The following is a 26,556-nucleotide window of genomic DNA, read 5'->3' as shown; positions in this document are numbered from 1 at the left end:
GTAATGGAGGTGGCCATGACGGACGCGATCGTCGCTGAGGGGCTGACGAAGCGCTTCGGTGCGGTGACCGCACTGGACGGCGTCAGTTTCACGGTCGAGGAGGGCACGGTGATGGGCCTGCTCGGCCCCAACGGAGCCGGGAAGACCACCTCCGTCCAGGTGCTGACGACCCTGCAGCGGGCCGATTCGGGACGGGCCACCGTGGCCGGGTTCGACGTCGTCGCCGACGCGGACCGGGTGCGCGAGCGGATCGGCCTGTCCGGGCAGTACGCGGCGGTGGACGAGCATCTGACCGCGCGCGAGAACCTGGACATGGTCGGCCGCCTGTACCACCTGGGCCGGGCGGGCAGCCGGAAGCGCGCGGACGAGCTGCTGGAGCGTTTCGACCTCGCCGAGGCCGCGGACCGGCCGGTGAAGGGCTACTCCGGCGGGATGCGGCGCCGCGTCGACCTGGCGTGCGCGCTGGTCGCCAGGCCTTCGGTGCTGTTCCTCGACGAGCCCACCACCGGCCTGGACCCGCGCAGCCGGATCGCCATGTGGGAGGTCATCTCCGAGCTGGTGGCCTCCGGCAGCACCCTGCTGCTCACCACCCAGTACCTGGAGGAGGCCGACCAGCTGGCGGACCGCATCGCGGTCATCGACCACGGCAGGGTCATCGCCGAGGGCACCTCGGACGAGCTCAAGGACCGCCTCGACGGTGAACGCCTCGAGTTCACCGTGGGCCGCACCGAAGACCTGGTCACCGCCCGTGCCGCACTGGTCCCGCTGGCCAAGGGCGAGATCGTCGTCGACGAGAAGGCGCTGCGGCTGACCGTGCCGGTGACGGACGGCTCGGACGCGCTGCTGGCGGGCGTCCGCGTCCTCGACGGAGCCGGCCTGCGGCTCAGGGACGCGGGCCTGCGCCGCCCGACGCTGGACGAGGTCTTCCTCACCCTCACCGGCACCCCGGTGGAGGACGCGCCCCCGGTGGACACCCGTGAGAAGGAGCTGCTCTGATGGCCACTCTGACACGGTCGCTCGGCGACGGCATGGTCATCGCCAAGCGGAACGTCATCAAGAACCAGCGGGTTCCCGACGTCCTGATCTTCTCGACGATCGCCCCGATCGTCTTCATGCTCCTCTTCGCGTACGTCTTCGGCAGCGCCATCGACGTCCCGGGGACGGGCTACCGGGAGTTCCTCGTCGTCGGGATCATGGTCCAGACGATCCTGTTCACCGCGTCGAACACGGCGGTCGGGCTCTCGGAGGACCTGCAGAAGGGCGTGATCGACCGGTTCCGCTCCCTGCCGATCGCCCGCTCGGCGGTGCTGGTCGGCCGGACCACCAGCGACCTGGCGAACATCGCGATCGTCATGGTCGTGCTGACGGCGACGGGGCTGCTCGTCGGCTGGCGGATCCGGGGTTCGCTGACCGACGCCGTTGCCGCGTACGCGCTGATGTTCGCGTTCGCCTACGCCGCCTCGTGGATGATGTCCGTGGCCGGCCTCCTGGTGCGTTCCCCCGAGGTGCTGGCGAACGTCAGCTTCATGGCGATCCTGCCGTTCACGTTCATCTCCAATGTCTTCGTGCCGAGTCAGGGCCTGCCCTCGGTGCTGCGGGTGCTGGCCGAATGGAATCCGGTGTCCGCGGTCGCCCAGGCCACCCGGGAGCTGTTCGGGAACACCCCGCCCGCGGGAGTCGCGCAGTCCGGCGCCTGGCCGATGGAGAACGCCGTCGCCGCCTCGCTGATCTGGACCGCGGTCCTGCTGATCGTGTTCGTGCCGCTCGCGAGCCACCTGTACAAGAAGGCGGCCAGCCGTTGACCGAGTGACCCGGGCGCCTCCGCCGAGGCGGGGGCGCCCGGGTCGCCGGCGTCGATCCCGGGGTGGACGACCGCTCCGGCCAGCACCAGAAGGAGACAGACGCATGCGTATCTTGTTCGTCACAGGCGGCGCCGGCGGGCCGACCGTGTTCGCGCTCGCACCACTGGCGACGGCGGCCCGGAACGCGGGACACGACATCCTGGTGGCGGCCCCCGCGGAGGCGGCGGCCTCCGCCACCGAGATCGGCCTCCCGGCCGTGGCGGTCACCCCCGTGAGCCTGGGGCAGTGCATGTTCACCGACCGATCCGGCAACAGGGTGAAGCCCCCGACGAATCTGGCCGAGGAGCAGCGGTTCGTCGGCAGCGCCTTCGCCAGGCTCGCGCTCGCCGGCCGCGAGGGGCTCAGCGCGCTCGGCCGGGACTGGCGGCCGCAGCTGGTGGTCGGCGGCTCGCTCTGCTACGCCGCCGGCCTCCTGGCGCGCGAGCTGGGCGTCCCGTACGTCCGGCACGCCTGGGACGCCATCGACAACACCGGTTTCGACGCCGCCGCCGTCGCCGAGCTGGAACCCGAGCTCAGCGAGCTCGGCCTGACCGGCCTCCCCGAGCCCGACCTGTTCATCGAGATCACGCCGCCGAGCCTGCTCCCGGCCGACGCCCGGGACGACCAGCCGCTCCGCTTCGTCGCGGCCAACCGGCAGCTCCCCCTGGAGCCCTGGATGTACACGCGGGGCGAGCGCCGCCGGGTCTGCGTCACCGGAGGAAGCCGGGTGGGCAAGGACGAGCTGCTGGGCGCCGAGTTCCTGCGGGAGCTCGCCGGGAACCCGGCGTTCTCCGACCTGGAGATCGTGGTCGCGGCGCCCGACGACATCGCGTCGGAGCTGCGCACGCAGTTCCCCGAGGGCAGGGTCGGCTGGGTCCCGCTGGACGTGCTGGTGCCCACCTGCGACCTGCTGGTCCACCACGGCGGCGGGGCCACGGAGATGACCGCGCTGAGCGCCGGGGTGCCGCAGCTCCTCATCCCCGCGCGCGGGGTGTCCGTCCCGGCGGCGCAGCGGATCGCGGACTACGGCGCGGCGATCACCCTGCCGCTCGGCGAGAACACCACCGCCGCGATCACCGCGGCCTGCGAGAAGCTGCTCGCCGACTCCTCCTACCGCGACCGCGCCCGCGAGATCGCCCGCGAGATCGCCGCACTGCCTCCGGCCGACGAGGTCGTCTCCGTGCTGGAGAGGCTCGTCGAGCGGGGAGCGCGGGTGCCGGCGGACGACATCGTCGACATCTACGCGCGGGCGGATGTGTACGAGGCGTTCTACCGGGGGCGGGGCAAGGACTACGCCGCCGAATCCGAGATCGTCATCGGGCACGTCCGCGACCGCGCCCCGGCGGCGGCGTCCCTGCTCGACGTCGCCTGCGGCACCGGCTCGCACCTGAAGTTCTTCACCGGTGCCTTCGACCGCGTGGCGGGCCTGGACATCTCCGCGGAGATGCTGGAGATCGCCAGGTCGTACGTGCCCGATGTCCCGGTGACCCAGGGCGACATGCGGGACTTCACCCTCGGTGAGACCTTCGACGCGATCACCTGCATGTTCAGCTCGTTCGGCTACCTGCCGACCGAGGAGGACCTGGACGCGACGCTGCGCACCTTCGCCCGGCATCTGAACCCCGGCGGCGTCGTCGTCGTCGAGCCGTGGTGGTTCCCGGACACGTTCACGCCCGGCCATGTCGCGGGCGACGTGGTCGCCGTGGACGGGCGCACCATCTCGCGGATCTCCCACACGGTGCGCGAGCCGCACGGACGGGCGAGCCGGATGGAGGTGAACTACGTGGTCGCGGAGCGCGAGTCCGGCCTGCGGCACTTCACGGACACGCACGTGATGAGCCTGTTCGACAGGGAGCGGTACCAAGCGGCGTTCGAGCGGGCGGGGCTCACCGTGGAGTACGTGCCGTACGAGCACGTGGGGCCGGGCCTCTTCGTCGGAGTGCGGGGTAAGTAGGCCATGCGGGCGCATGAACTGACGGTCGAGGGAGCCTACGCGTTCGCCGCAGGCTCCTTCCCCGACGACCGCGGCGTGTTCCTCTCGCCGTACCAGGAGGCGGCGTTCACCGAGGCAGTGGGGCACGCGCTCTTTCCGGTGGCGCAGTGCAGCTACAGCCGGTCTCGCCGCGGGGTCGTCCGGGGTGTCCATTTCACCGCGACACCGCCGGGAATGGCCAAGTACGCCTTCTGCTCGCGCGGCCGGGCGCTCGACGTCGTCGTGGACACCAGGACGGGGTCGCCGACGTTCGGGCGCTGGGACGCGGTCACGCTGGGCCAGGACGGGTTCACTTCGGTGTACCTCCCGGTGGGCGTGGGGCACCTGTTCGTCTCGCTGGAGGACGACACCACCATGGCCTACCTGCTCTCCACCGCCTACGTCGCGGAGTACGAACACGCCCTGAACCCCCTCGACCCCGAACTGCGCCTGCCCATCCCGGAGGGGATGGAGCCGATCCTGTCGCCACGGGACAGGGAAGGGCTCACGCTCGCCCAGGCGAGAGAGCGGCACTTGCTGCCCGACTACGCCACATGCCGGGAGGCGGACGCGGCCTGGGGCGCGGTGGCGCACCGGCGCCCGGCCGCACGATGAGGAGGCAGGAACGATGGAGAGCCTGATCGGCGCCAAGGTCGTCGTCACCGGGGCGGGCCGGGGCATCGGCGCCGCCCTGGCCAGGCGGTTCGCGGCCGAGGGCGCCCAGGTCGTGGTCAACGACCGGCATCCGGAGCGGGCCGGGGCGGTCGCCGCCGAGATAGGGGGGACGGCCCTGCCCGGCGACGCCTGCGCCATCGTGCCGGCCGCCCTCGACGCGCTGGGCGGGACCGTCGACATCTTCTGCGCCAATGCAGGGATCGCGCCGACCGGCGGCCCCGAGACACCGGAGGAGGTGTGGGACTCGGCCCTCGAGGTGAACCTCAAGGCGCACGTCCGGGCGGCGCGCGAGCTGCTCCCCGGCTGGCTGGAGCGCGGCCGGGGCCGCTTCGTCGCCACGGTCTCGGCCGCGGGGATGACCACCATGATCGGCTCCGCTCCGTACAGCGTGTCCAAGCACGCGGCGCTCGCCTTCGCGGAATGGCTGGCGGTCACCTACCGGCACCGCGGGATCGAGGTGCACGCGGTGTGCCCGCGCGGGGTGCGCACCGGGCTGCACCACGTCTCCGAGGGCTCGGCCGACCTGATGCTCACCTCGGCCGCGATCGGGCCGGAGGAGGTCGCGGACGCCGTGCTCAAGGGCATCGAGGAAGGGCGCTTCCTGATCCTCCCGCATCCCGAGGCGGCCGACCACGCGGCCGCCCGGGTGACCGACCACGAAGGCTGGCTCGACGGGATCAACGTGCTGCAGCAGCGGCTCGAGGACCGCAACCGGCGCGCCACGGCCTGATCACCCGGGAGTCGGCGGCTCCAGCACGATGTCGCGGGCCTTCGCCTTCGGGCTGGAGAACGCGATCATGGCCTCGGCCTCGGAGTACAGGTCGTCCCGCTGGGTCGCGGTGAGCTCGCGGAACGGCCGGACGGTCAGGGTCGCGGTGCCCCGCTTGGTGACCAGCGTCCAGGTGGCGCCCACGAAGCCGTCCACGAGGACCACCTGGGGTTCCTGGCCGGTCCGCGCGGTGAACCCGTGCGCGGCGAAGTCCACGGTCTTCACCCGGGTGATGTCGGCGTGCGAGCGGAGCAGGTTGTCGAAGTCGTAGATGAAGCGGACCGGGGCGGGGGTGTCCGGGTCGGGCCTCGGGGCGTCCGGCAGGTCGAACAGCTCGCGCCCGTCCTCGCCGCGGAACACCGCGAGCCGGGACCTGAGCCGGTCCACGACCTCGGCCAGGCGGGTGAGGCCGCTCCAGTGCTGGACGTCGCGGACCGTGGCGGGCCCGAACGCCGCCAGGTAGCGCAGGACCAGGGTCTCCAGGGAGGCGCCGGGATCGACCGGCCGACCCAGCCAGGTCTCCACCGGGAGGTGGGCGGCCTGCCCGGTCCTGCCCCACACTCCGCGCGGCGGCACCTGGACCAGCGGGACGTACGCGCGGGCCATCTGGGCCATCGAGGCGGGGTCGTGGCCGGGCCACCGCTCGGCCATGCGGCGGCCGAGCTCGCTGAACGTCCGCGGCTCCTCCCGCATCAGGCGCCGGGCCTCGGCCTCGATCTCGGCACGCTCGAGACCGGCGACGTTCCGGCCGAACACGGCCTTGGTCATCCGCTCGATGACCGGCTCGACCAGGGGCCTGAGCCAGAGGCAGTCGTCGGCGGTCACCAGGTGGATGGTGGAGCGCATGAGCGCCATCCGGACCACCCGCCGGTCGGTGAGCAGCTGCCCCGTGGGCTCGGGCGTGTAGTCCGCGAGGCGGGTCCACAGGCCGAGGTACCAGGTGTGCGTGGACTGCGCCTGGAGCCCGACCAGGTGCTCCAGAGCTTGCGGCACCGTCATCTCCGAGCGGCGTAGCAGCAGCTGCCGGTCAAGGTAGGCGCGGTTGAGGGCCCGGAGGGTGAGCACGTCTTGTCTCCTTTGTCGGTACGACCATCTTGCGGCAAACGTGCCGGGCCGCTCTGGAAGTCGGGTCAAGTGCGCGTCGAGGAGCCCCTGCGACGGTGGAACGCCACCGCTCAGGAAAGGGAGATCATGGCACTTCCGGACAAACTCGTGGTGCGCGGCGCCAGAGAGCACAACCTCAAGAACGTCGACGTCGACCTGCCGCACCGGACCCTGACCGTGTTCACCGGCGTTTCGGGCTCGGGCAAGTCGTCCCTGGCCTTCGCCACCGTCTACGCGGAGGGGCAGCGCAGGCAGCTGCAGTCGATGTCCACGTTCGCGCGGCAGTTCATGCAGCAGCTGGACAAGCCCGCCGTGGACCGGCTGGAGGGCATGTGCACGGCGGTCGCCGTCGACCAGCGCTCCTCCGCCTCCCGCAGCCCCAGGTCGACGGTCGGCACGGCGACGGAGATCTACGATCTGATGCGGGTGGTGTACGCGCGCAGCGGCCGCCCGCACTGCACCGTGTGCGACCAGGAGCTGAAGGACCCGGGCACCGGATCCGCGCCGGTGTGCCCGGAGGGGCACGACACCCCGGTGCCGGACATGTCCCCTGGCGCGTTCTCCTTCAACCTGCCGTTCGGGCAGTGCCCGGAGTGCCTCGGGGTGGGTACCCGCCTGGTCGTCGTCCCGGAGACGCTGGTCACCGATGACGGCCTGTCGCTGCTCGAGGGCGCCATCGCGCCGTGGCGGACGAACTTCGCCGAACCCGAACAGAACAAGTCACGTGCCCTGGTGCTGGCCGAGGGCCACAGCCTGGACACGCCCTGGCGCGAGCTGCCCGAGGACCTGCGGGACCGGTTGCTGTACGCCACGGGCATCCCGGTGCGGTGCCGCAAGTACCGCAAGGGCGGAGGCGGGGTGGAGGACCTGACGTTCGTCGGGGCGGCGCCCTGGCTGTACGAGCGGTACCGCGCCAAGCAGGGCGAGAGCTTCGGCCAGCTGGAGAACTACATGCGGCCCGCGCGGTGCGACGCCTGCGGCGGAGGGCGGCTGCTCCCCGCGCAGCTCGCGGTGAAGGTCGGCGGACTCGGCATCGCCGAGGCGACCGGGCTCCAGGTCGCGGACTGCCTGCGCTTCTTCGAGGAGCTGCGGCTGCCGGGCCGGGACGGCGAGGTGGCCGCCCAGGCGACCGGGGAGATCGTCCAGCGGCTGGGGTACCTGGTCGACGTCGGCCTCGACTACCTGACCCTGGACCGGCCGGCCCGCACCATGTCGGGCGGCGAGGCCCAGCGGGTCAGGATGGCGGGCCTGCTCGGCCAGAACATGTTCGGGCTGCTGTACGTCCTGGACGAGCCGAGCGCGGGGCTGCACCCCAAGGACACCGAACACCTGGTCTCGACCCTGCGGACGCTGCGCGACCAGGGCAACACCGTGGCCGTGGTGGAGCACGACCACCAGGTGATCAGGGCCGCGGACTGGGTGGTCGAGCTGGGTCCGGCGGCGGGCGAGCACGGGGGCGAGCTGACGTTCGCCGGCCCGGTGGCGGACCTGCTGGCCGACGAGGAGTCGCTGACCGGCGGCTACCTCAGCGGCAGGCGCCGGATCGCCGTGCCGCCGCGGAGGGCGCCGCGGCCCGGGTACGAGATCATGGTGCGGGGGGCGCGGGAGCACAACCTCACCGGGATCGACGCGGCGTTCCCGCTGGGCTGCTTCGTCGCCGTCACCGGGGTCTCGGGCGCGGGCAAGTCGACGCTGGTGGACGCCATCCTGTACCCGGCGGTGGAGGGCGCGCTCGGCGGCGAGGCGCCGCCGCCCGGCGCCCACGACCGGATCGAGGGCCTCGCCCACGTCGACCGCGTCATCCGGGTGGATCAGGCGCCGATCGGCAGGTCCGGCCGGTCCACCCCCGCCACCTACACGGGGATCTTCGACCAGATACGCAAGGAGTTCGCGCGGACCGAGGAGGCCAAGGCGCGCGGCTTCAAGCTCGGGCGGTTCTCCTTCAACTCGCCGGGCGGGCGCTGCGAGGGGTGTTCGGGCGACGGAACCGTCAGGATGGAGATGCACTTCCTTCCGGACGTGTTCCTGCGGTGCGACAAGTGCGAAGGCGCCCGGTACAACGAGGAGACCCTCCTGGTCCGCTACCGGGGCCGCACGATCGCGGAGGTCCTGGAACTGCCCATCGCCGAGGCGCTCGACTTCTTCGAGGGCGTGCCGGCGATCGTCGCCCCGCTGCAGGTGCTGTGCGCGGTCGGGCTCGGCTACCTGCGCCTGGGGCAGCCCGCGAACACCCTGTCGGGCGGCGAGGCACAGCGCATCAAGCTCGCCAACGAGCTGCAGCGCAAGGCGGGCGCGCACACCCTGTACCTGCTGGACGAGCCCACGAACGGGCTGCACTCGAGCGATGTCGACCGCCTGCTGACGGTGCTGCACAGCCTGGTGGACAAGGGGCACACCGTCATCACCGTCAGCCACTGCATCGATGTGATCAAGACGGCGGACTGGGTGGTCGACATCGGCCCCGACGGAGGCGACCGGGGCGGGAAACTGGTCGCCGCGGGCACACCCGAGGAGGTCGCCGGGAGCACGGGGCACACCGGCAGGTTCCTGAAGGAGGCGCTGTCCGGCTGAGAGGCCTTCCTCCGAGGCAGCGTCGTAGGGGCCGTCCCGGCGGGACGGCCCCTACGACGTCGCCTGGAGTCAGACGGCCGCCGTCACCCGGCCGCCGAGGCCGGCGAACCGGCGGGCGCGCTCCTCGATCGCCTTCTCCGCGTCGATCCGCGACTGTCTGCCCAGCTCCACCAGGTGGTCCATCCCCGGCGCCCGCCCCGCGAGGGTGAGCTGCGCGGTGATGACGGCGAGGTCCATGCCGAGCGCGTCGGTGAACACCGTGCGCAGGTACGGGTCCAGGTGGTCCCACTTCTCCAGCGGAGCCCCCGGCATGTAGCCGCCGCCGTAGGTGAGCACCACGGTCACCGGCCGTCCCGCGAGCGGACCGGCTCCGTCTCCGTAGGGCAGGATGCGGCCCTGCTGGAGCACCCAGTCGAGCCACGCCTTGAGGGTGGAGGGCACGTTCCAGTTGTACATCGGGGCGCTGATCAACAGCCCCTCGGCCTCCAGCAGCTCGCCGATCAGCTCATCGCGCAGCGCACTGGACGCCCGCTGCTCGGGGCTCCAACCCTCCTTCGGCACGAACTGGGCCGAAATCGCCGCCTCGTCCAGGTGCGGCAGCGGGTCGGTCGCCAGGTCGCGGTGGACCACGGTGCCCGCCGGGCACTCCTCGGCCCAGACACGGCGGAAGACGGCGGCGAGCTGCTTGGAGTCGGATCCCCGGGTAGCCGCGGTGCTGTCGATGTGAAGCAGGTGCTGAGCCATGCGAGCCTCTCTCGAGCCAGAGTGCGGTGCGTTGGCATCACGGTGCCGCGGCAGGCTCGACAGGGGCTGGAAAGCGACTCAAGCGGACAATCCATCACGGCGCGGGAGACCCTCGAGGACACCGGCCCCGCATGGGGCGTTCACCTGGCGCCGCCGGACGGTCTACCGATTCAGCCGTTGGTGTGGGCGTGGTAGGCGGGCGGGGAGCCGGTGGCGGAGAGGGTCCACAGGACTCCGTTGGATTCCGGGAGAGAGGCGACCGAGTAGGCGGACGGAGCGCTCGTGGGGACGGGGACCCAGGCCGGGGCGTCGTACCGGTAGAGAGTGGAGCCTGCGTTGGAGGCCCAGAGGCGGCCCAGGTCGTCCAGGAGCAGGGATGAAGCGCCGTCGGGGGCGGCGGGGATCGTCTCGGTGCCCGCGGTGGTGACCTTGAGGGTGTCCTCGCGGTCCCAGACGCGGTGGTAGAGGGCGCCGCCGCCGGCCAGCACGAGGGACGGGTGGCCGGCGGGGACCGGGGCGGGTTCCCAGCCGGAGCCGGTGAAGCGGAGCGTGGCCCGCGTGTTCAGGCCCTCGACGGTGTTGGTGGAGATGTAGACCTCGTCAGGGGCGGGCGAGCCGATGAAGTCGATCGTGCGGGCGGTGAACGGGTGGACCTGCCAGGTTCCGGCCTTCCAGCGGGCGACGCAGCTGTCGCCCCAGGCCGAGCCGTTGAACGAGGCCCACAGCTCGTCCGGGCCGACGGGGTGGAGGTTGCGGGGGTAGAAGCAGCCGGGCGGATTGGTGATCTTGTTCCAGCGCCTGCCGTCCCAGCGGGCCAGATACTGGCCTTGGGGGTTCTGGCCGGTCAGCCAGACGTTGGTGCGGCTGGACGCCTCCAGATCCTCGACCTGGAGGTTCCACCGGCCGGGCGGGTTCTTGTTCTCCCAGGAGGCGCCGTTCCACTTGCGGACGATCGCGTTCATACTGCACACCGACGGGTTGCCCCAGCCCGGCACGGACCAGGAGACGCATTTCCTGCCCTCGTAGCCGGCGATCCAGGCCTCGTCCGGGCCCGCCCCCGCGAGCTCGCTGACCTGGAATTCGGGCCACAGGGACGGCAGCGGCACCTCCCGCCACGGACGCTCATCTGCGTGGGCGGCCGTCGCCGGTATCAGCAGGGCCGCAGCCGTGAGCACGGCCACCAAGTTTCTCCGCATACCGGAATAATCCACCCCAGCCCACTGGGCAGCTTGTAACAAACCCTCAATTCCAGGCGCCCCGCATCTGGTTCCACTGGACGAATCCGTAGAAACGTCAACCGGCCGATCCGGACGAACGTGTAGCGGGCGGTCGCGGAAGCCGGTGAGGATGGCGCGCCGGTGAGCCGCTGCCCGCCCGGGGTCAGACGGGCTGGCCGATCGGACGGATCGTGACCGTGTTGAGGTCGACGCCTGCCGGCTGGTCGAGCGCGAAGCCGATCGCCTCGGCCACCGGATCCGGGCTCATCGCGACGGGGGGAGCCTGGCCGTGCCAGAACGCGGTGTCGATCATGCCCGGGTTCACGACCGTGACCCCGATGCCGCGGGTCGTGGCGTGCAGGCGGAGGTTCTCGGCGAAGCCGACCACTGCCCACTTCGTGGCGGAGTAGAGGTTGCCCGGGCTGTTCTTGATTCCGGCCACGCTGCCGATGAGCACCAGTCGGCCGCGGGACCGCTCGAGGTGGGGCAGGGTCGCCTTGGCCAGCAGAGCCGGACCGAGCACGTTGGCGAGTACCATCGGCGCCCACAGCTTCGGATCGCCGCCGTCGACGACGCCGGCACCGCCCGTCCGGAAGTGGTCCGCGGACGCGCCGCCTGCGTTCGCGATCGCCGCGTCGAGCGACCCGAAGCGCTCCACCGTGCTGGTGACCGCCGTGTCCGTGGAGTCCCAGTCGGAGGCATCTGCCACCAGGCCCAGGACGCGGTCCGCGTGGCCGACTTCGTCGAGGAAGGCCTTGAGCCGACCAGGGTCGCGCCCGGTGACGGCGACCCGGTGGCCACGCACGAGCAGGAGCCGAGCGGTCGCGGCGCCGATCCCGCTCGTGCCACCGGTGATCAGGACCGTCTTTCCAGCGACCGGCGACGCGCCGGAGCCGGTGAGTGAGGTGTTCATGGCGTCCACTCTGTGACGCGGCGCGGGCCCGCGACAGTTGCTTCCAAAGGTGGGGACGACATCCCCTGGCACCAACGGCGCCGCCCGGGGAGGCTTTGCCCATGTCGAACACGAGGTACTCCGAACTCGGTGGCTTCCTGCGTTCGCGACGCGAGCGGATCCGCCCCGAGGAGGTCGGGCTCGCGCCCGGTCCGCGGCGCCGCGTCCCCGGTCTGCGTCGCGACGAGGTCGCCGTTCTGGCCGGAGCCTCGGTGGAGTACTACACCGAGCTCGAGCGCGGTGCCGGCTCGCAGCCCTCCGACCAGATGCTGGCCGCGCTCGCCCGCGCCCTGCGCCTCAGTCGCGACGAACGCGACCATCTGTACCGGTTGGCGAACCGCCCGATCCCGCACCGGGGCGGGACGGTGTCACACGTCCACCCCGCGATGCTCGACCTGCTGAGGCGCATCGACGGGACCCCGGCGATGGTGAGCACCGACCTGCACACCGTGCTGGTCCAGAACCCGCTCGCCATCGCGATGCTCGGCGACCTGTCCGCGCACCACGGCCGCGCGGCGAGCTTCATCTACCGATGGTTCACCGACCCGGCCTCGCGGCAGATCTACCCGCAGGAGGACCTCGCCCCGCAGTCACGCTCGTTCGTCGCCGACCTGCGTGCGGCAGTGGGGCGACGCAGCCCAGGCGACGCCGAGGCGACCGAGCTGGTGGACGGGCTGCTGCAGCAGTCGCCGGAGTTCCAGGCGCTTTGGGCCGATCAGGACGTGGAGGTGCGCAGAGACGAGCGCAAGCGGATCGTCCACCCCACCGTCGGCATGCTCGACCTCGACTGCCTCAGCCTTTTCAGCGAGGACGGCCGCCAGCGGTTGCTCTGGTTCACCCCACGTGCCGGGACCGACACCGCCGAGAAACTCTCGCTGCTGACCGTCGTGGGCACCCAGGCGATGCGAACCGAACCGGTCCGATGAACCGATCGAGGAGGTACCGCTCGAGCGATGCCGGCAACGCGTGTGGGTAAGGAGGCTCCTCTCGGTCGCCGTCCGAGCAGGTGGGTGGTGTGGTCGGGGAGAAGGCTCAGAGGCCTGCCTCTTCCCGCGTGTCGAAAGCGTCGCGTGCGCGTTCGATGGCGGGCATGTGCTCCGAGGCCCATGCCAGCAGTACGTCAATGGGCTGCCGCAGGGTCTTGCCGAGCGGCGTGATCCGGTACCTGACCGCCACCGGGCGCGTGGAGACGACCTCGCGTTCGATCACTCCGTTGCGCTCGAGTCGGCGAAGAGTAGCGGTCAGCGACTTCTGCGTGACCGCGGGAATGGCGCGGCGGAGCTCGTTGAAGCGGCAGGGGCGTTCGCACAGCTCTTTGAGTATGCCGAGGGACCACTTGTCGAGCACCTGGTCGAGGAGCTCGCGGTGCGGGGCGTCGATGCGGAGTTCGCCGTTGGTGTCCATGGTGAAACCTGGTCTCGTTGAAGTGCCTTTCTTGCACTAGATATCTTACGGATACCTACTGAGAGAAGGAGAACGGCCATGGCTGTCCAGCACTTCACGCCGGAAGGCATGATGCAGCCCACCCCCTACCACCACGTGGCCGTCGGCAAGGGCACGACTCAGGTACATGTCAGCGGGCAGATCGCCCGCGAGGCCGACGGAACCCCGGTGGCCCCCGGCGATCTCGCCGGGCAGGTCGCCCAGGCGCTGCGGAACACCGCCCTCGGCCTGGCGGGTGCGGGCGCCTCGTTCGAGGACGTGCTGCGCCTGACGTTCTACGTGACCCAGTGGAGCCCGGAGAAGATCGGCGACTTCATGGCCGGGGTGGAGGCCGTCGCCGAAGAGATCGGCCTCCGGCTCCCCATGCCGCCGGCCAGCCTCATCGGTGTCGACCACCTCTTCGAGCCGGACGTGCTCGTCGAGGTCGAGGCGACCGCACTGCTCGACTGATCCGGCGCACATGGACCACGGTCACGTGCGACGGATCGGTCGCTCGTCGCCGCGGCATACCGGGATGCCGCGCCGACACCGGCTGAGGTCATGCGGCCAGCCGCCGCAGCAGGTCGGACGAGTCGTGCAGCGCCGTCATCTGTACGAACCAGTGGAGGTCCGGAACGGCGTCGATGTCATGCTTCTGGACCGTGATGACGTCGTCGCGGGTGCCCGGTTCGCCGTTCAGCACGACTTCGTCGGCGATGAATGCGTCCATGCCGTCGAACTCGTGGGCGTTGAGCGCCGCCACGTAGCGCAGGTACCAGTCCTTGAGGCCGGAGTCGGTCATCGGTTTCTCCTTCTGGGTCGTCGATCCCTGTGCGGGAATCGATGGAGAGCGGCGAGTTGGGAGCGACGCTTCGTGCCTGGCGGGACCGGCTCTCGCCGGAAACCGTCGGGCTGCCGGTGGACAGGGCGCGGCGATCGCCGGGCCTGCGGCGTGAAGAGCTCGCCGAGCTGGCGGGCCTCTCCGTCGACTACCTCGTGCGACTCGAACAGGGCCGGGCCCTCAGCCCCTCCGAGCAGGTCATCGGCTCGTCGGCCCGCGCACTGCGGCTCTCCCGGGACGAGCGGGACCACCTCCATCGACTCGCCGGGTTCGGGCCGCCGCAGGACCGGCGGGTCGTCGACGACATTCCGCCGAGCATGCGGCGGCTGCTGGCACTGCTCGACTCCACTCCGGTCGCGGTCTTCGCCGCGGACTGGAAGCTGGTCTGGTGGAACCCCAGGTGGGCGGCGCTGTTCGGCGAACCCACGAAGATCGAGGACGAGGCGCGCAACCTGGTGCGGCTGCGCTTTCCGGTCGCCTCCGACCGCGGCCGTCTGACGAGCTGGCCGGTGATCCCGGACAACGCCGAGGCCGCCGACCGGGCCCTTGTGGCCGACCTGCGCCAGGCCGCGGCCCGGTTCCCCGACGATCCGCGCGTGACCGGGCTGGTGGCCGGCAGGGTCGCCGGCAACCCCCGGTTCGCCGCGTTCTGGGCCGAGGCCGCCGTGGGGCGGCACGCCGAGGACCGCAAGACCATCCGGCACCCCGTCATCGGGGAGGTGAGCGTCGACTGCGACGTCCTGACGGACGGGGACACCGACCTCAAGATCGTCGCCTATGCGGCGGTCCCGGGCAGCGAGGACGAGTCCAAGCTCGAGCTCGCCGGCATCATCTCCTCTCCGAGGAGCGACGCATGACCACGATCGGCATCATCGGAGCGGGCGAGGTGGGCAGCCAGCTCGCCCGCGCAGCGGTCGCCCACGGCTACCGGGTGGTCATCGCCAATTCACGAGGACCGGAGACGCTGAGCTACCTCGTCGACGAGCTCGGGCCCTCGGCCCGTGCCGCGACAGCGGCCGACGCCGCCGAAGCGGGCGACTTCGTGATCATCGCCGCCCCCCTCAAGCCGGCCAACGACATGCCCGTGGAGCAGCTGGCCGGCAAGACCGTGCTCGACACCAACAACTACATGCCCTGGCGCGACGGCCGCTTCGAGGCCATCGACTCGGGGGAGAAGACCGTGCACGAGCTGCGGCAGGAGCAGTTGCCCGCCTCGAAGGTCGCCAAGGCGTTCACGCACATCCAGGCTCCGCGCCTCTTCCTCTCCGCCAGAGCCCCGGGCACTCCCGACCGGCACGCTCTCTCGGTCTCCAGCGACCACCCCGAGGCGGTGGAACTCGTCACGCGCCTGTACGACGAGTTCGGATTCGACACCGTCGACAACAGTCCGCTCAGCGAGTCCTGGCGAAGCGGCCCCGGCCAGCCCGCCTGGCTGGCGCACGCCCACCAGACGCGCGAGCGACTCGCCGCCAACCTGGCCGCCGCGCGCCGGATCAGGTACCCCGTCCGAGGCTGAGCTTTTTCCCGGCCAGCGGACTTTGATGGATCCCTTCTGGTCCCGCACGCAGGTCGAGCCACCGGCCCGACGACGCCCGCGCAGCAGCCTCGGCATGCTCACCCCGATACAGGACCGAGAGCACACCCGTAACGAAAGTTCTCATCGGGGTGGCTGAGAGTTCTGCCTTGACCTGGGGCTTGGCGGTGGGCTGGTGGCGGTTGCTCTCGTGGGCGCTGCACTTGATGTGACTGCCTGAGGTACTCGCTTGCTGCTCGTCGGGGCGTGCCGGAGGATGCCTGGGTGCCCCGCTTCATCTGTGATCGGTGTCGACAGCCCCTGAGTCTGCTCTTGGTGAAGATCAATCTGCCTGACAAGGTCTACGTTGACTTCACCGCGTTCTCAGGGGAGATCACGTTTGCTGACCGGATCCCTCCTCCGCGGATGCCTCGCGGTACCTACGCGGCCAACCTGTACCCCTGCGAGCACACGCGCGAGCCTGAGGGATACGTGCTCCACCCAGGCGATGTCATCGGAACGGCGCGGAACCCGGACGAGAGCACCGGGGACGGATGCTGCGGACCCTCCGGCATCGACGGGCCGAACCTCATCTGCGCAGGGTGCGGAACGCCGGTGGCCGCCGAGCAGGCCGACTGCTGGGGGCAGAACCAAGTCGTCATGGATTTCGCGGCGACCAGGCGAAGCTTCAGCGAAGACTGAGCCGACCTGCCAGAACGGCATTGCCGGTAGTCGGCTTCAACTCCACAGATCGTCGGCTTCGTGGCCGGACGGATCGGTCCCTCGGAGGTCTTCCTGTAGTCCGTCGATGCGCCGTCCGGTGGGCCGGCCGTTGTGGGTGGTCTCCTGGAGTGACCAGCCTGGGTGCGTCGTGTGGTCAGGGTCGTGAAGGTCGCTCTGGAGTATGTCGACTGTGGTTGAGATCGCTTCGAAGGCTGCGGCTCTCATGGCTGTGATGAGGTCGGCGCGGTTGGCGCCGGCCTCCAGGAGACGGCGGGCTGCCGGAATGTTCTCGATGGCTCCTGGGCGCTCCCATCCGTTGACGCCTTCAGCCCACAGTCGCCGCAGGATGAGAAGACGGGCCAGCTGCGGGACGTCCTCGTCGACTTCGGACTGCGCCCACTCTTCGGGGGCATCGACACCGAGCTCGGCGAAGCGGTCTCGCAACGTGGCCGCTGTGCCTTGTCGGTCTTCGGGCAGGGTGCTCAACCACTGGTCCCACCTGCTGTTGTGCACGTTCGCCATGGCTGTAGAGCATGACGTATGCGCTGCGGTTACCTGTGCCTGATCGACCGCCACATCAAGCCGAACATCGGCGGCCTGCGCCTCCAAGTCGTCCGCGCAGCCCAGATCACCAAGCTCCACCGGGACCTGGTGACTTCCGGCGGCCGGTCCGGCAAGGGCCTGCCACCTCGAACGGTCGCCTACGTCCATGCCGTCCTACGCAAGGCATTCCGGGACGCTGTGGAAGTCGACCAGCTCATCCCTTCCAGCCCCGTCGAGCGAGCCAAACGCCCCGTAGGCAGACGAGCGAGCCGGGCAAGGCGTGGACCTCGGCCCAGCTCCGAACGTTCCTGAGCATCGCCCAGACGCACCGCCTGTTCGCCTTCTTCCGCCTCGCCGCCTACTTTGGCGCGCGCCGGAGCGAGCTGTTGAACCTGCGCTGGCGAGACGTCGATTTCGACGCCGCCGAGATCCGCATCACCGGTTCGGCCGCGTTTATCGCGGGGGAGCGCATCGAGGGGACCACCAAGAGCGGCAGATCAAGAACGGTCAGTCTCGACGAGGAGACCGTCAAGATTCTCCGGGCTCACTGCGCGAAGCAGAACGCCGAAAGCTGGAACTCGGTGAAGCCTGGCGCGGCGGCTCGGAAGGCTATGTGTTTTCCACAGCCTGGGGAGAACAGATCCACCCGGACACGGCCTCCTCGCTGGTCCCCCGGCTGATCCAGCGCCACAACGAGCCGAAGGAAGGCACTCAATCCAACCCACTCCCGCACGCGAGGCTCCACGATTTGCGCCACGTCCACGCCACGATCCTTCTCCTGGCGGGCGTCCCCGTGCATGTAGTGGCTGCGCGGCTGGGCCACGCAGACCCGTCCATCACGCTGAGCGTCTACGCCCACGTCGTCAGCGAGCAGCTGGCCGAAGCCGCGGACGTCTTCGCCAGGGAGGTGGAGAAGGCCGGCTGACGCTCCTGTTAGCAGATCCGTTAGCAAAAGGACCCTCGCGATCATTCGCAAGGGTCCTTTGAGCTGTGCGCACCCGAAGGGATTCGAACCCCTAACCTTCTGATCCGTAGTCAGATGCTCTATCCATTGAGCTACGGGTGCCCGTTGCGATTGCCGCAACGAGAGATGAGCATACCGGGTGTCGGGCATGTAGGCGAATCGGTTGGGCGGGGGGTGCCGGGGGCGGGGGTGGAGGGGCGTCTGGAAAGCCCGTTGTACGGCTATGTGAAGAGTGGGGAGTGCACGTTTTTGGGGGAACCCTGGACGTGGTGGGGGGGTGGGTGTATTCAGGAAGCCGTTTGTGAGGTGGAGCACGCATGCCCAGATGGTCTGCGTTCGTTCCCGAGATCGACCGGGGGTTGGTTCGGGGGCTGAGCGACGGCGAGGAGAACGCGCTTGCGAGGCTCTACGACGTCTACGTCGAACAAATGTTTGATTATGCGGTCTCGCTGGTGGGGGAGGGCAAGGCCGCCGAGGCTCTGGTGCACGACGTCTTCATCGACGCGGCGCGGCGGGGGCCGCGGTTGCGGGACCGGGGGCGGTTGCGGGCGTGGTTGTACGCGGCGGTGCGGCGCCGGGGGATGGAGCGGAGCCGGGCCAGGGGGCTGGCCTGGGACTGGGAGCTGCCGGGGGCGGGGGTCCTTCGGGGGGTGACGGCAGGGGAGGCCCGGGAGTTGCTCGAGGGGGCGCTCGACAGGATCTCGCTCAGCGATCAGGACCTGCTGCTGCTGACGTTCCGCCACGGGGTCGCCGCCGCGGATCTGGCGGCGGTGCTGGGGGTGTCGCCGTTCAAGGCGGCGGCGCTGGTGGGCAAGGCGCGGGGGAGGGCCGAGGCGGCGCTGGAGGCGCAGCTGCGGGCGCAGGAGAAGCGGTGCCGGCGCGAGCGGGGGGAGAAGGCGCAGGACGGGCATCGCAAGCGGTGTGCGCGGTGCCGGCGGATGGCCGCGGTGCCGCTTCCGGTGTTGTTGGAGGCGCCGCCCGCGCCCGTGCCGTCGCCGGGGTTGCGGCACAGGGTGCTGCACACGGGTACCGATCCCGAACTCGCCGGATACCGTGCCGACATCGCCGGAAAGGGCGGGAACCTCACTCCGGAGGGCATGCCGCGCCAGCCGGACGTGCCTTCGCCGCTCGGGCGGCGCTGGCTTCTGGCGGGCAGCGGCATGGCTGGAACGTTCGTGCTGGCGCTCGTGACGACCTTCCTCATCGGGCCGGAACTGGGGATGCCGACGCTCTCCGGGCCGCCGGCCCCGGACCGGACCGAGAAGCCCGTGGTGACCAAGCCCACGGTGCCCCGCGAGGCGCCCGTTCGGCCGCACCCCGAAGGGGCGCCGGGCGTCCCGGACGTGACGCACATGTCGACCTCCTCGCCGCCTTCCCAGGTGGAGAACGACCTTCCCGCCCCGGACGTCACCCAGTACGGCACGCCGTCCCCGCTGGGCTCGGCGGCGCCGTCCTCGTCCGTGTCGCCGCCGCATCCGGCTCCCCAGTACACCGAGGAGGGCCGTCCGCCGCCGCCCGCCCCCTCGCCACCGCCGCAGGAGGAGCAGGCGCCGCTGCAGCCGCCGTCCATCAGGGTGGAGCCCACGGAGATCAAAGTGGACACCCCGCTGGTGGAGATCGGCGCGAACCGGTCGGCGGACATCAGGTTCCAGGCGTTCAACGGGGCCGTCACCTGGCAGGCGGCCTCCAGCAGCGACAAGATCACCCTGGACGCCGGGAGCGGTGTCCTGCCCGAGGGCCAGGCCTACGACCTGCGGGTGCGCCTCCCGCTCAGCCTCGTCCGCCTGGCGGGCTCCGCCGTCGTCTCGATCACCAACGTGGAGAACGGCGCGCAAGAAGAGGTGACGGTCCGCTGGGGCCTCGGCCTCCTGTAGGCCGGAAGGGTTCCTAAGCCCGCGAAGGACGACGCAACAACCACGGCCGCACCTTCCCCAGCCCCTGCAGCGAACGTGCCTTGAGCCGCCGCAACGAGTAGCCCTCCAGTGCCTCGGCCAGCTCCGGGCTGACCAGTACCGTCCCGGGATGCGCCGTGGCCGTCAGCCTGGCCGCCATGTTCACCGGTGTTCCGAAGACGTCCCCCAGCCGCAGGATGACCTCCCCGTAGGCGGCTCCGACCCGGACCTGCGGGAAGTCGTCCCCGGCGGCCCGTTCCGAGATCCGCAGCGCGATCTCCGCCCCCGACTCCGCGTCGGGCGCGGTGAACAGCACCTCGTCCCCCAGCGTCTTGATCACCCGCCCTCCGTGCGAGGCGATGATCGCGGCGGTCTCCGTCTCGAAGCGGTCGATGAGCTCGGCCAGCCCGTCGGTGTCGAGCCGGCGGCTGAGCCGGGTGAACGACACGATGTCGGCGAACCCGACGGCCAGCGTCGCCGTTCCCGCACCGGGGTCGGCGGTGGCGGCGGCCGTCCCGGTGAGCGTGCCGACGCCGACGGCGGACAGCTGCCGCCGCCATCCGCGCAGCAGCAGGTTCTCGAACTTGGGCCGCAGTTCCGCGCTGGCCACCAGGGCCGCCGTGACCACCTCGTCCGTGACGGGGTCGCCGGGCTTCACCAGGTGCTCGGCGAGCCGTTCCAGCCACACCTCGCCGAGCCAGTGCGCGAGCCGGCTCATCGTCTGGCCCACGCCCCGCGACAGCTGGAGCACCATCTCCTCGTCGACGTACTCGTGTTCGAGCAGTTCCCGGATGGTGCGCATGGCCACGACGTCCTCCGCGGTGAAGGCGGGCGTGTCGCCGGGCGGGGTGGGGAAGCCGAGCGCGGACCAGATCCGCAGCCCGAGCTCCAGCTCGATGCCGGACTCGTCCACGACGTCGTGGAGGGTGAACAGCAGCGGTTCACCGAGCAGGAGTTCCTCGACCGCGCGTGTTTCCGCCATGGCAGGCCACCACCGTTACATCAGTCAATGTCTCATTCCTGTCAGGCGTAAGATTCGTACGCCGGGGACACCAGGTCAAGCGGGGAGACGGAGATGCGCGAGTACCGGATCGACGAGCTGGCGCAGACCGCCGGGACGACCGTGCGCAACATCCGCTCCTACCAGGACAGAGGCCTCCTGCCGCCGCCGCGCCTGCAGGGCAGGGTCGGCATCTATGACGATGCTCACCTCGCCCGCCTCCGCCTCATCGGCCAGATGCTGGAGCGCGGCTACACCCTGTCCAACATCGGCGACCTCGTCGCGGCCTGGGAGGCGGGGCGGGACGTGGGCGACGTCCTGGGCCTGGAGCAGGTCCTCACCGACCCCTGGTCCGACGAGATCCCCGCGTGGCTGTCCTTCGCCGAGCTGGTCGAGGTCTTCGGCCCCGGCCGCGACGCCGCGGAGATCGACGCCCTCCTGGCCCGCGCCGTGGAACTCGGCCTGGTCGAGCCGGAGGGCGACCGCTACCGCGCCCCCAGCCCCCGGCTCCTGCACGTCGGCGCGGAGCTCGTGGCCAACGGCGTTCCTTTGGAGGCGGTGCTGGGCATCGCCGGCGAGATCCGCCGCGACTGCGAGGTCATCGCCGGCCGTTTCGTGGACCTGGTGAACGAGCACGTCATCGCGGACGCCGACCTGCTCGGAAAGGACGCCGTGCGCGTCGCGGAGGTCGTCCGGCGCATGCGCCCGCTCGTCCAGATGGTGGTGAACCCGTTCGTCGCCCGCGCGATGGAGAAGCGCGTGCGCGCCGAATTGGGCGACAAACTGGAGTTCCTTCTCGAAAGCGAGGAGAAAGACACAGCCCTATAGGTAGTGAGGAACTGCGGTATCCCCGCGATTCCGAGTACCGTCGCACACGACGGTCCGTCGGAGAAGGGGATGCCGTGAAACTCGTGACCCGCCGGCAGTGGGGCGCCCGCCCGGCGCGCGGCCAGGCCGGATACCTGGCCTCGACCCGCGGTGTGAAGGTCCACTACACCGGAAGCTACGTGGACCCGCGCGTGGCCGACGACCACGGCCGCTGCGCCGCGCTGATGCGCCAGATCCAGAACGGCCACATGGACGGCAACGGCTGGAACGACATCGGCTACAGCTTCGCGGTGTGCCCGCACCAGTACGTCTTCGAGGGGCGCGGCCTGCACCGGCTCCCGGCGGCCAACGGCCCCGGCCTCAACACGGGCCACTACGCGGTCCTGGGCATGGTCGGCAACAAGGGCCTCGTCACCCCGACGGACGGGATGCTGCACGGCATCCGCGACGCCATCGAGCACGTCCGCGCGAAGGGCGGCGCCGGCCGGGAGATCAAGGGCCACCGGGACGGCTACGCCACCGACTGCCCCGGCGCGAGGCTCTACGCCTGGGTGGAGCGGGGCGCCCCCCGTCCGAAGGGCGGCTCCCGGCCGCCGGAGAAGCCCCCTGCGCCGCCCGAGGACGTGCTGGAGATCCTGCTCAACGCGGGCATCCGGGACGCCCTGACGGTCCCGCCGGGCAGCCGGGTGTCCATCCCGTGGGACGCCGAGTACGCCGACCCGTCGAACGTGCACGGCGGCGGCCCCTCCTGGACGCCCAGGTCCAAGGACTGGGCGCTGGTCACGCTCGGCACGGTCGTGGACGGCCAGGCGGCGGGCGAGAAGCTGAGGCTCGCCCTCGCCGAGTACGAGAGGTCCGGCGCGACCCGGGTCAAGGACCACTTCGGCGAGGACAAGATCGGCAACGGCACGCGTTCGGAGTACACCCTCTCGGGCCTGATGTGGCTCAGGAACGACCGCAGCTACCGCGTCGACCTGGTCAACGAGGGGGCGCGGCCGGTGACCGTGACCAGGGCGCACCTGCGCGTCGCCCGCTGAGCCCGTGAACCCGCCTACTCCCGGTCGAGCACCAGGCTGAGCGCCCAGCCGACGACGCCGACGATGATCGCGCCCCACAGGGCCGGCCAGAACCCGTCCACGGCGAACGGCAGGTCGACCTGCTCGGCGATCCAGCCGGTGAGCATCAGCAGCAGGGCGTTGACGACCAGCCCGAACAGGCCGAGGGTCAGCACGTAGAAGGCGCAGCCGAGCGTCTTGATGATCGGCTTGAGCAGGGCGTTGACGATGCCGAAGATGGCGGCGACGGCGACGAGCGTGACGCCGCGCTCGACGTTGTCGCCGCCCGCGACGCTGATCCCGTCCAGGAAGTAGGCGGCCGCGGCCAGCGAGGCCGCGGTGATGACGAATTTGATCAGAATGTTCACGCCTAAGAGCGTGGCATGACCCGCCTGAACAGGTCATCACTCCCGATGATGAACTTTCAGACCACCGGAAGCAGGAGGGCCGAGGGGCGCTCCGGGTCGTGGAAGACCTCCTGTTCGGCCGCGACGGCCTTGCGGGCCGAGCCGATCGGCTCGCCCGTGCCCGGGTTGCTGGCGATCTTCGGGTAGGCCCCGCTGCTGACGTGGACGCGCAGCCGGTGCCCCTTCTTGAACCGGTGCCCGATCGGCCACAGCTCCAGGTCGATGCGGCGCACGCCCTCGCCGTCCGGGGGCGCGTTGTGCTCGCTCAGCCGCAGCCCGCCCTCGCAGACGTTCTTGGACGTGCCGTCGGGTGCGACGTCGCACAGCCGGACGATGAAGTCGGTGTGCGGGCGGGACGAGCGGACGAACAGCTCCGCCCCGACCGGGCCGATCAGCTCCAGGTCGGCCTTCAGCTCCTCGGAGGTGAACACCAGCACGTCCGGGCGGCGTTCGGCGGGCCGCTGGTCGACCGGGCGGCTGAGCCCCAGCAGTGTCGGGCCGCCGTAGGCGGGCGTCGGGTCGGCCGGGTCGTAGCGGTATCTGTCGGGCGCGCAGGCGCGTGGCGTGCCGGTGCGGAAGCCGCGTCCGGCGTGCAGGTGCCAGCGGCGGATCTTCATGCCGGGCACCGGCCAGTCCTCGAACTCGCGCCACTCGCCCGCCCCGGTGATGAACAGCCGGACGGGGTGCTCCCGCAGGCCGCGCCGGTCGCCCTTGAGGTGGGCGCGGAACCAGTTGAGGGACTCGCGGACGGCCACGAGGCCGTGCCTCGGGTCGGCGTGCCACCAGGGCCCGATGGTGAGCTGGGGCTGCTGGCCGCACTCCCGCATGGCCAGGTAGTCCTTGATCATCCAGGGCAGGAAGACGTCGTACCAGCCGCCGACCATCGCCGCGGCCGGCAGGTCCGCGCAGATCGCCGAGGTGTGCACCCGCCCGTCCCAGAACGGGTTCTCGGCCAGCCCGTGCCCGGTGAGCAGCTCCTGGAAGAACGGCACGTTGCCGCCGGTGGTGAAGGCGTCGAGCTCCTCCAGGGGCAGCCCGGCCCGGATGGCGCGGGTGGTGCGCCGCCGCATCCGGAGCAGTTCCAGCGGGTTCTCGATCTTGGAGGTGACCGAGACCCAGCCCAGCGTGGACTCCAGGGCGAACGAGCCGCCGATGTAGATCGCGTCGCGGAACTGGGAGGCGGTCACCGACAGGGCCATCGCCTTGTGCTCGGGGCCGGACCGGGAGGCCACGGCCCACTGGGTGTGCCCCAGGTAGCTGGGCCCGTAGGTGCCGAAGGCCCCGTTGAACCACGGCTGGCGCTTGAGCCACTCCACGGTGGCCAGCCCGTCGACCTGCTCGTTGAGGGGGTCGAACTCCCCACCGGAGCCGAACGTCCCCCGCACGCTCTGCACGACGATCTGGTAGCCGAAGTAGGCGAACGGGTAGCCGTTGATCGCCCCGGTGACGCCGCGCCGCCCGTACGGGGTGCGGACGAGGATCGTCGGCGGGCTCTTGACCCCCACCGGGACGTACCGGTCGGTCAGGAGCTTCACCCCGTCGGGCATGACGACGGGGATGTCCTTGACGTGGGACACCCGGTAGTGGGGCCGCGGCAGGGCGGGAAGGTTCGGCAGGCCGGGGAGCCCGGGCAGATGAGGCAGACGCAGCAGGTCGGGGACGCTGAGGCGATCGGTCAGGGCCATGAGGACCTCCCCTGGTGAGACGGATGTCTCTGGTGCGTTGCTCCTCGTTACATAGAAGTAACAATAGCCGCTTTTCGATCAGTCTGTCTGCCGGGTCACATCGCTTACTTAAGGGATGGTGACAAGTTCCTGGCCTGTGCCATGGAGTCAGGTGATAAGTATTACTAACTGGTAGCTACCCGGTCGCTGAGCGGTAACGGCCGGAGGCTAGGGTGTGGGGCAAAAATCGCGTCATCGGGAGCCTGGGGAGAGCTGTTGTTCTATCGGTTCATGAGGCTGGTGGTGCCGCCTCTTTTCCGGCTGTTGTTCCGCCTTCGCGTGGAGGGCAAGGAGAACATCCCCGCCAAGGGGCCGCTCATCGTGGCGAGCAACCACCTGTCCTTCATCGACAGCTACGTGATCCCGATCGCCCTGCTCCCGCTGAAGGTCGTGTTCCTGGCGAAGGCCGAGTACTTCGAGACCAAGGGCTTCAAGGGCCGGGTGAGCCGCTGGTTCTTCACCTCCCTGGGCATGATCCCGGTGGCCCGCGGCAACGGCGCCTCGGCGCTGTCCTCGCTGGAGCAGTCCGCGGAGATCGTCAGCGGCGGCGCGGTCTTCGGCATCTACCCCGAGGGCACCCGCTCCATCGACGGGCGGCTGCACCGGGGCCGGACGGGCGCCGGGTGGGTGGTCCTGGCCACCGGGGCCCCGGTCCTGCCGGTCGGCCTGATCGGCACCCAGGAGCTCCAGCCTTACGGCAGCAGGTTCCCCAAGATCGGCAAGGGCGTGACCGTGCGGATCGGCCCCGTGCTGGAGTTCGGCCGCTACGAGGGCGAGCCCAAGGGCCGCGCCCGCCGCGCGATCACCGACGAGATCGTCCAGGCCATCCAGAAGCTCTCCGAGCAGGAGTACGTGCCGGAGTACAACGACCACCAGAGCAAGTAGCGGCGGGCCCGGGGGACGTTCCCCCCGGATGAGCGGGGCGGGCCGGGGGACCGGCAGTATCGTCGGTCCCATGCGGATCAAGCAGCTCCTCCCCGCCGGTCTGGCGGTCCTCGTCGGGTTGGGCGGGTGCGCCGGGGAGACCCGCGAGTCACCGGTCGCGGCGCGCGAGGACGCCGCCTCCGTCCCGGCGCAGGCGCGGACGTACACCTCCGACCAGTTGCGCCAGGCGCTGCTCCCGGAGATCCAGCAGTACGTCAGGGCGGGTGAGCCCGACTCGGGCGTCTACGGGATGCTCAAGCCCGTCCGCAACTTCGCCCAGCTCCAGGGCCAGGTCACCCTCGACAAGCCCAAGTGCGCCACGGCCTCCCAGACGCTCGGCTCCGGCGCCGGGCTCGCCTCGGCGCCCGCGGCCCTGACCACCTTCGCCCGCGCCGACGGGCAGACGATCACCCAGACGCTGGTGGCGGTCCCGGAGCTGACCGCCACCGAGGAGATCGGCCGGCGCGTCCCGGCCCTGTGCCGGACCTTCCGCACCAAGGTCGGCGGGCGGTGGTCCACCCACCAGGTGGTGGAGGCCACGCCCGACCGCCGCTTCGTCGGCGAGGGCTCGCGGACCGTGGGATTGCTCACGATGAGCGGGTCGACGAAGGTCACGATGTGGTTCGTGGTGTTCAAGGCACGGGGCTACCTGGGAACCATCAGTGTGTACGGGGCCAAGGCCTCCCGCCGGGAGGCCGAGCGCGTCGGCACGCTCGCCCACGAGCAGGCCGCCCGGGTACTGCCGTGAAAAGACGTGAACTTAGGGGGGCGTAGGACAGTCCTATCGGACGTCGAGGAGCGCGGCCGCAGATTCCGGACGGTCGGCGCATTCAGGGCCCGGTGCGATACTGGGCGGCGCGTGTGTCTAAGGGGAA

General features: G+C 70.7%; 28 protein-coding genes and 1 tRNA gene. 18 read left to right on the top strand and 11 right to left on the bottom strand.

Annotation, left to right across the window (positions count from 1 at the left end):
* Window positions 1-15: 15 nt before the first annotated feature.
* The 5 genes from C2865_RS01915 (at window position 16) to C2865_RS01890 (ending at window position 5,218) form a co-directional block, all read left to right on the top strand.
* On the top strand, window positions 16-996 hold the full coding sequence (locus tag C2865_RS01915) for an ATP-binding cassette domain-containing protein (protein ID WP_106397431.1): 981 nt from the start codon (window positions 16-18) through the stop codon (window positions 994-996).
* Window positions 996-1,802 (top strand): ABC transporter permease, encoded by an 807-nt coding sequence (locus C2865_RS01910; RefSeq protein WP_106396522.1) that lies wholly within the window; start codon window positions 996-998, stop codon window positions 1,800-1,802. Before C2865_RS01915 ends, C2865_RS01910 begins: the two co-directional genes overlap by 1 nt.
* A gap of 103 nt (window positions 1,803-1,905) precedes the next feature.
* The gene (locus C2865_RS41720; protein WP_198652819.1) at window positions 1,906-3,795 is read left to right on the top strand and encodes a nucleotide disphospho-sugar-binding domain-containing protein; all 1,890 of its coding nucleotides are present in this window, start codon (window positions 1,906-1,908) and stop codon (window positions 3,793-3,795) included.
* A gap of 3 nt (window positions 3,796-3,798) precedes the next feature.
* Window positions 3,799-4,428 carry a dTDP-4-dehydrorhamnose 3,5-epimerase family protein gene (locus tag C2865_RS01895; RefSeq protein WP_106396521.1) on the top strand — a complete coding sequence of 210 codons (630 nt, stop codon included), beginning with the start codon at window positions 3,799-3,801 and terminating at the stop codon, window positions 4,426-4,428.
* A 13-nt stretch (window positions 4,429-4,441) separates the two neighbouring features.
* Window positions 4,442-5,218 carry an SDR family NAD(P)-dependent oxidoreductase gene (locus C2865_RS01890; protein WP_106396520.1) on the top strand — a complete coding sequence of 259 codons (777 nt, stop codon included), beginning with the start codon at window positions 4,442-4,444 and terminating at the stop codon, window positions 5,216-5,218.
* On the opposite strand, the gene C2865_RS01885 is transcribed toward C2865_RS01890, so the two are convergent.
* Entirely contained in the window at window positions 5,219-6,322 is a 1,104-nt protein-coding gene (locus tag C2865_RS01885; protein ID WP_232835290.1) for a winged helix DNA-binding domain-containing protein, read from the bottom strand.
* A 126-nt stretch (window positions 6,323-6,448) separates the two neighbouring features.
* Between C2865_RS01885 and uvrA the strand changes: the two genes are divergently transcribed.
* On the top strand, window positions 6,449-8,932 hold the full coding sequence (gene uvrA, locus C2865_RS01880) for an excinuclease ABC subunit UvrA (RefSeq protein ID WP_106397428.1): 2,484 nt from the start codon (window positions 6,449-6,451) through the stop codon (window positions 8,930-8,932).
* Between the two features lie 69 nt (window positions 8,933-9,001).
* On the opposite strand, the gene C2865_RS01875 is transcribed toward uvrA, so the two are convergent.
* The 3 genes from C2865_RS01875 to C2865_RS01865 form a co-directional block, all read right to left on the bottom strand.
* Window positions 9,002-9,676 carry an FMN-dependent NADH-azoreductase gene (locus C2865_RS01875; protein ID WP_106396519.1) on the bottom strand — a complete coding sequence of 225 codons (675 nt, stop codon included), beginning with the start codon at window positions 9,674-9,676 and terminating at the stop codon, window positions 9,002-9,004.
* A gap of 170 nt (window positions 9,677-9,846) precedes the next feature.
* Window positions 9,847-10,872, bottom strand: a complete 1,026-nt coding sequence (locus C2865_RS01870; RefSeq protein ID WP_157963518.1) for a hypothetical protein — start codon at window positions 10,870-10,872, stop codon at window positions 9,847-9,849.
* Between the two features lie 184 nt (window positions 10,873-11,056).
* Window positions 11,057-11,806 (bottom strand): SDR family oxidoreductase, encoded by a 750-nt coding sequence (locus tag C2865_RS01865; RefSeq protein ID WP_106397427.1) that lies wholly within the window; start codon window positions 11,804-11,806, stop codon window positions 11,057-11,059.
* Window positions 11,807-11,907: 101 nt separating this feature from the next.
* Between C2865_RS01865 and C2865_RS01860 the strand changes: the two genes are divergently transcribed.
* Entirely contained in the window at window positions 11,908-12,771 is an 864-nt protein-coding gene (locus tag C2865_RS01860) for a helix-turn-helix transcriptional regulator (RefSeq protein ID WP_106396517.1), read from the top strand.
* Between the two features lie 106 nt (window positions 12,772-12,877).
* On the opposite strand, the gene C2865_RS01855 is transcribed toward C2865_RS01860, so the two are convergent.
* A complete protein-coding gene (locus C2865_RS01855; protein WP_106396516.1) occupies window positions 12,878-13,249 on the bottom strand; it encodes a winged helix-turn-helix transcriptional regulator in 372 nt (123 codons plus the stop codon).
* A 78-nt stretch (window positions 13,250-13,327) separates the two neighbouring features.
* On the opposite strand from C2865_RS01855, the gene C2865_RS01850 reads away from it, so the two are divergent.
* Window positions 13,328-13,738, top strand: coding sequence for a RidA family protein (locus C2865_RS01850; RefSeq protein ID WP_106396515.1), 411 nt, complete (start codon window positions 13,328-13,330; stop codon window positions 13,736-13,738).
* Window positions 13,739-13,826: 88 nt separating this feature from the next.
* On the opposite strand, the gene C2865_RS01845 is transcribed toward C2865_RS01850, so the two are convergent.
* Window positions 13,827-14,069, bottom strand: coding sequence for a nuclear transport factor 2 family protein (locus C2865_RS01845; protein ID WP_106396514.1), 243 nt, complete (start codon window positions 14,067-14,069; stop codon window positions 13,827-13,829).
* A gap of 56 nt (window positions 14,070-14,125) precedes the next feature.
* Here C2865_RS01845 and C2865_RS01840 point away from each other — a divergent pair, with 56 nt between their 5' ends.
* The 3 genes from C2865_RS01840 (at window position 14,126) to C2865_RS01830 (ending at window position 16,323) form a co-directional block, all read left to right on the top strand.
* Window positions 14,126-14,965, top strand: coding sequence for a helix-turn-helix transcriptional regulator (locus tag C2865_RS01840; RefSeq protein WP_198652818.1), 840 nt, complete (start codon window positions 14,126-14,128; stop codon window positions 14,963-14,965).
* Complete coding sequence (locus tag C2865_RS01835; protein WP_106396512.1) at window positions 14,962-15,624, top strand: NADPH-dependent F420 reductase; 663 nt, start codon at window positions 14,962-14,964, stop codon at window positions 15,622-15,624. Before C2865_RS01840 ends, C2865_RS01835 begins: the two co-directional genes overlap by 4 nt.
* A gap of 333 nt (window positions 15,625-15,957) precedes the next feature.
* Window positions 15,958-16,323 (top strand): hypothetical protein, encoded by a 366-nt coding sequence (locus C2865_RS01830; RefSeq protein WP_157963517.1) that lies wholly within the window; start codon window positions 15,958-15,960, stop codon window positions 16,321-16,323.
* Between the two features lie 36 nt (window positions 16,324-16,359).
* Here C2865_RS01830 and C2865_RS01825 read toward each other — a convergent pair whose 3' ends face one another.
* Entirely contained in the window at window positions 16,360-16,986 is a 627-nt protein-coding gene (locus tag C2865_RS01825; protein ID WP_198653069.1) for a hypothetical protein, read from the bottom strand.
* On the opposite strand from C2865_RS01825, the gene C2865_RS01820 reads away from it, so the two are divergent.
* Window positions 16,878-17,567, top strand: a complete 690-nt coding sequence (locus C2865_RS01820; protein WP_269802686.1) for a tyrosine-type recombinase/integrase — start codon at window positions 16,878-16,880, stop codon at window positions 17,565-17,567. The two genes, C2865_RS01825 and C2865_RS01820, sit on opposite strands and share 109 nt — an antisense overlap.
* Window positions 17,501-17,812, top strand: coding sequence for a tyrosine-type recombinase/integrase (locus C2865_RS41285; RefSeq protein ID WP_269802685.1), 312 nt, complete (start codon window positions 17,501-17,503; stop codon window positions 17,810-17,812). Before C2865_RS01820 ends, C2865_RS41285 begins: the two co-directional genes overlap by 67 nt.
* A gap of 68 nt (window positions 17,813-17,880) precedes the next feature.
* On the opposite strand, the gene C2865_RS01815 is transcribed toward C2865_RS41285, so the two are convergent.
* Window positions 17,881-17,953: transfer RNA gene (locus C2865_RS01815), tRNA-Arg, on the bottom strand.
* 215 nt (window positions 17,954-18,168) lie between these two features.
* Here C2865_RS01815 and C2865_RS01810 point away from each other — a divergent pair.
* A complete protein-coding gene (locus C2865_RS01810; RefSeq protein ID WP_106396509.1) occupies window positions 18,169-19,725 on the top strand; it encodes an RNA polymerase sigma factor in 1,557 nt (518 codons plus the stop codon).
* 13 nt (window positions 19,726-19,738) lie between these two features.
* Here the strand turns inward: C2865_RS01810 and C2865_RS01805 are convergent, their stop codons facing one another.
* Window positions 19,739-20,725: an adenylate/guanylate cyclase domain-containing protein gene (locus tag C2865_RS01805; protein ID WP_106396508.1), complete on the bottom strand. Its 987-nt coding sequence runs from the start codon at window positions 20,723-20,725 to the stop codon at window positions 19,739-19,741.
* A gap of 93 nt (window positions 20,726-20,818) precedes the next feature.
* Between C2865_RS01805 and C2865_RS01800 the strand changes: the two genes are divergently transcribed.
* Window positions 20,819-21,571 (top strand): MerR family transcriptional regulator, encoded by a 753-nt coding sequence (locus tag C2865_RS01800; protein ID WP_106396507.1) that lies wholly within the window; start codon window positions 20,819-20,821, stop codon window positions 21,569-21,571.
* A 74-nt stretch (window positions 21,572-21,645) separates the two neighbouring features.
* On the top strand, window positions 21,646-22,608 hold the full coding sequence (locus C2865_RS01795; RefSeq protein WP_106396506.1) for a peptidoglycan recognition protein family protein: 963 nt from the start codon (window positions 21,646-21,648) through the stop codon (window positions 22,606-22,608).
* A gap of 14 nt (window positions 22,609-22,622) precedes the next feature.
* Here the strand turns inward: C2865_RS01795 and C2865_RS01790 are convergent, their stop codons facing one another.
* Together C2865_RS01790 and C2865_RS01785 are read right to left on the bottom strand one after the other, a co-directional pair.
* Window positions 22,623-22,994 (bottom strand): phage holin family protein, encoded by a 372-nt coding sequence (locus C2865_RS01790; protein WP_106396505.1) that lies wholly within the window; start codon window positions 22,992-22,994, stop codon window positions 22,623-22,625.
* A gap of 56 nt (window positions 22,995-23,050) precedes the next feature.
* The gene (locus tag C2865_RS01785) at window positions 23,051-24,718 is read right to left on the bottom strand and encodes a CocE/NonD family hydrolase (RefSeq protein ID WP_198652817.1); all 1,668 of its coding nucleotides are present in this window, start codon (window positions 24,716-24,718) and stop codon (window positions 23,051-23,053) included.
* Between the two features lie 270 nt (window positions 24,719-24,988).
* On the opposite strand from C2865_RS01785, the gene C2865_RS01780 reads away from it, so the two are divergent.
* Both C2865_RS01780 and C2865_RS01775 read left to right on the top strand, forming a co-directional pair.
* Entirely contained in the window at window positions 24,989-25,642 is a 654-nt protein-coding gene (locus C2865_RS01780) for a lysophospholipid acyltransferase family protein (RefSeq protein WP_198652816.1), read from the top strand.
* 70 nt (window positions 25,643-25,712) lie between these two features.
* Window positions 25,713-26,429: a hypothetical protein gene (locus C2865_RS01775; protein WP_106396503.1), complete on the top strand. Its 717-nt coding sequence runs from the start codon at window positions 25,713-25,715 to the stop codon at window positions 26,427-26,429.
* Window positions 26,430-26,556: the final 127 nt, after the last annotated feature.

Source organism: Actinocorallia populi, assembly GCF_002995495.1.
GTDB lineage: Bacteria > Actinomycetota > Actinomycetes > Streptosporangiales > Streptosporangiaceae > Actinocorallia > Actinocorallia populi.
The sequence above is the reverse complement of the archived record's forward strand: the minus strand, read 5'-3'. Positions and strand labels throughout refer to the sequence as shown.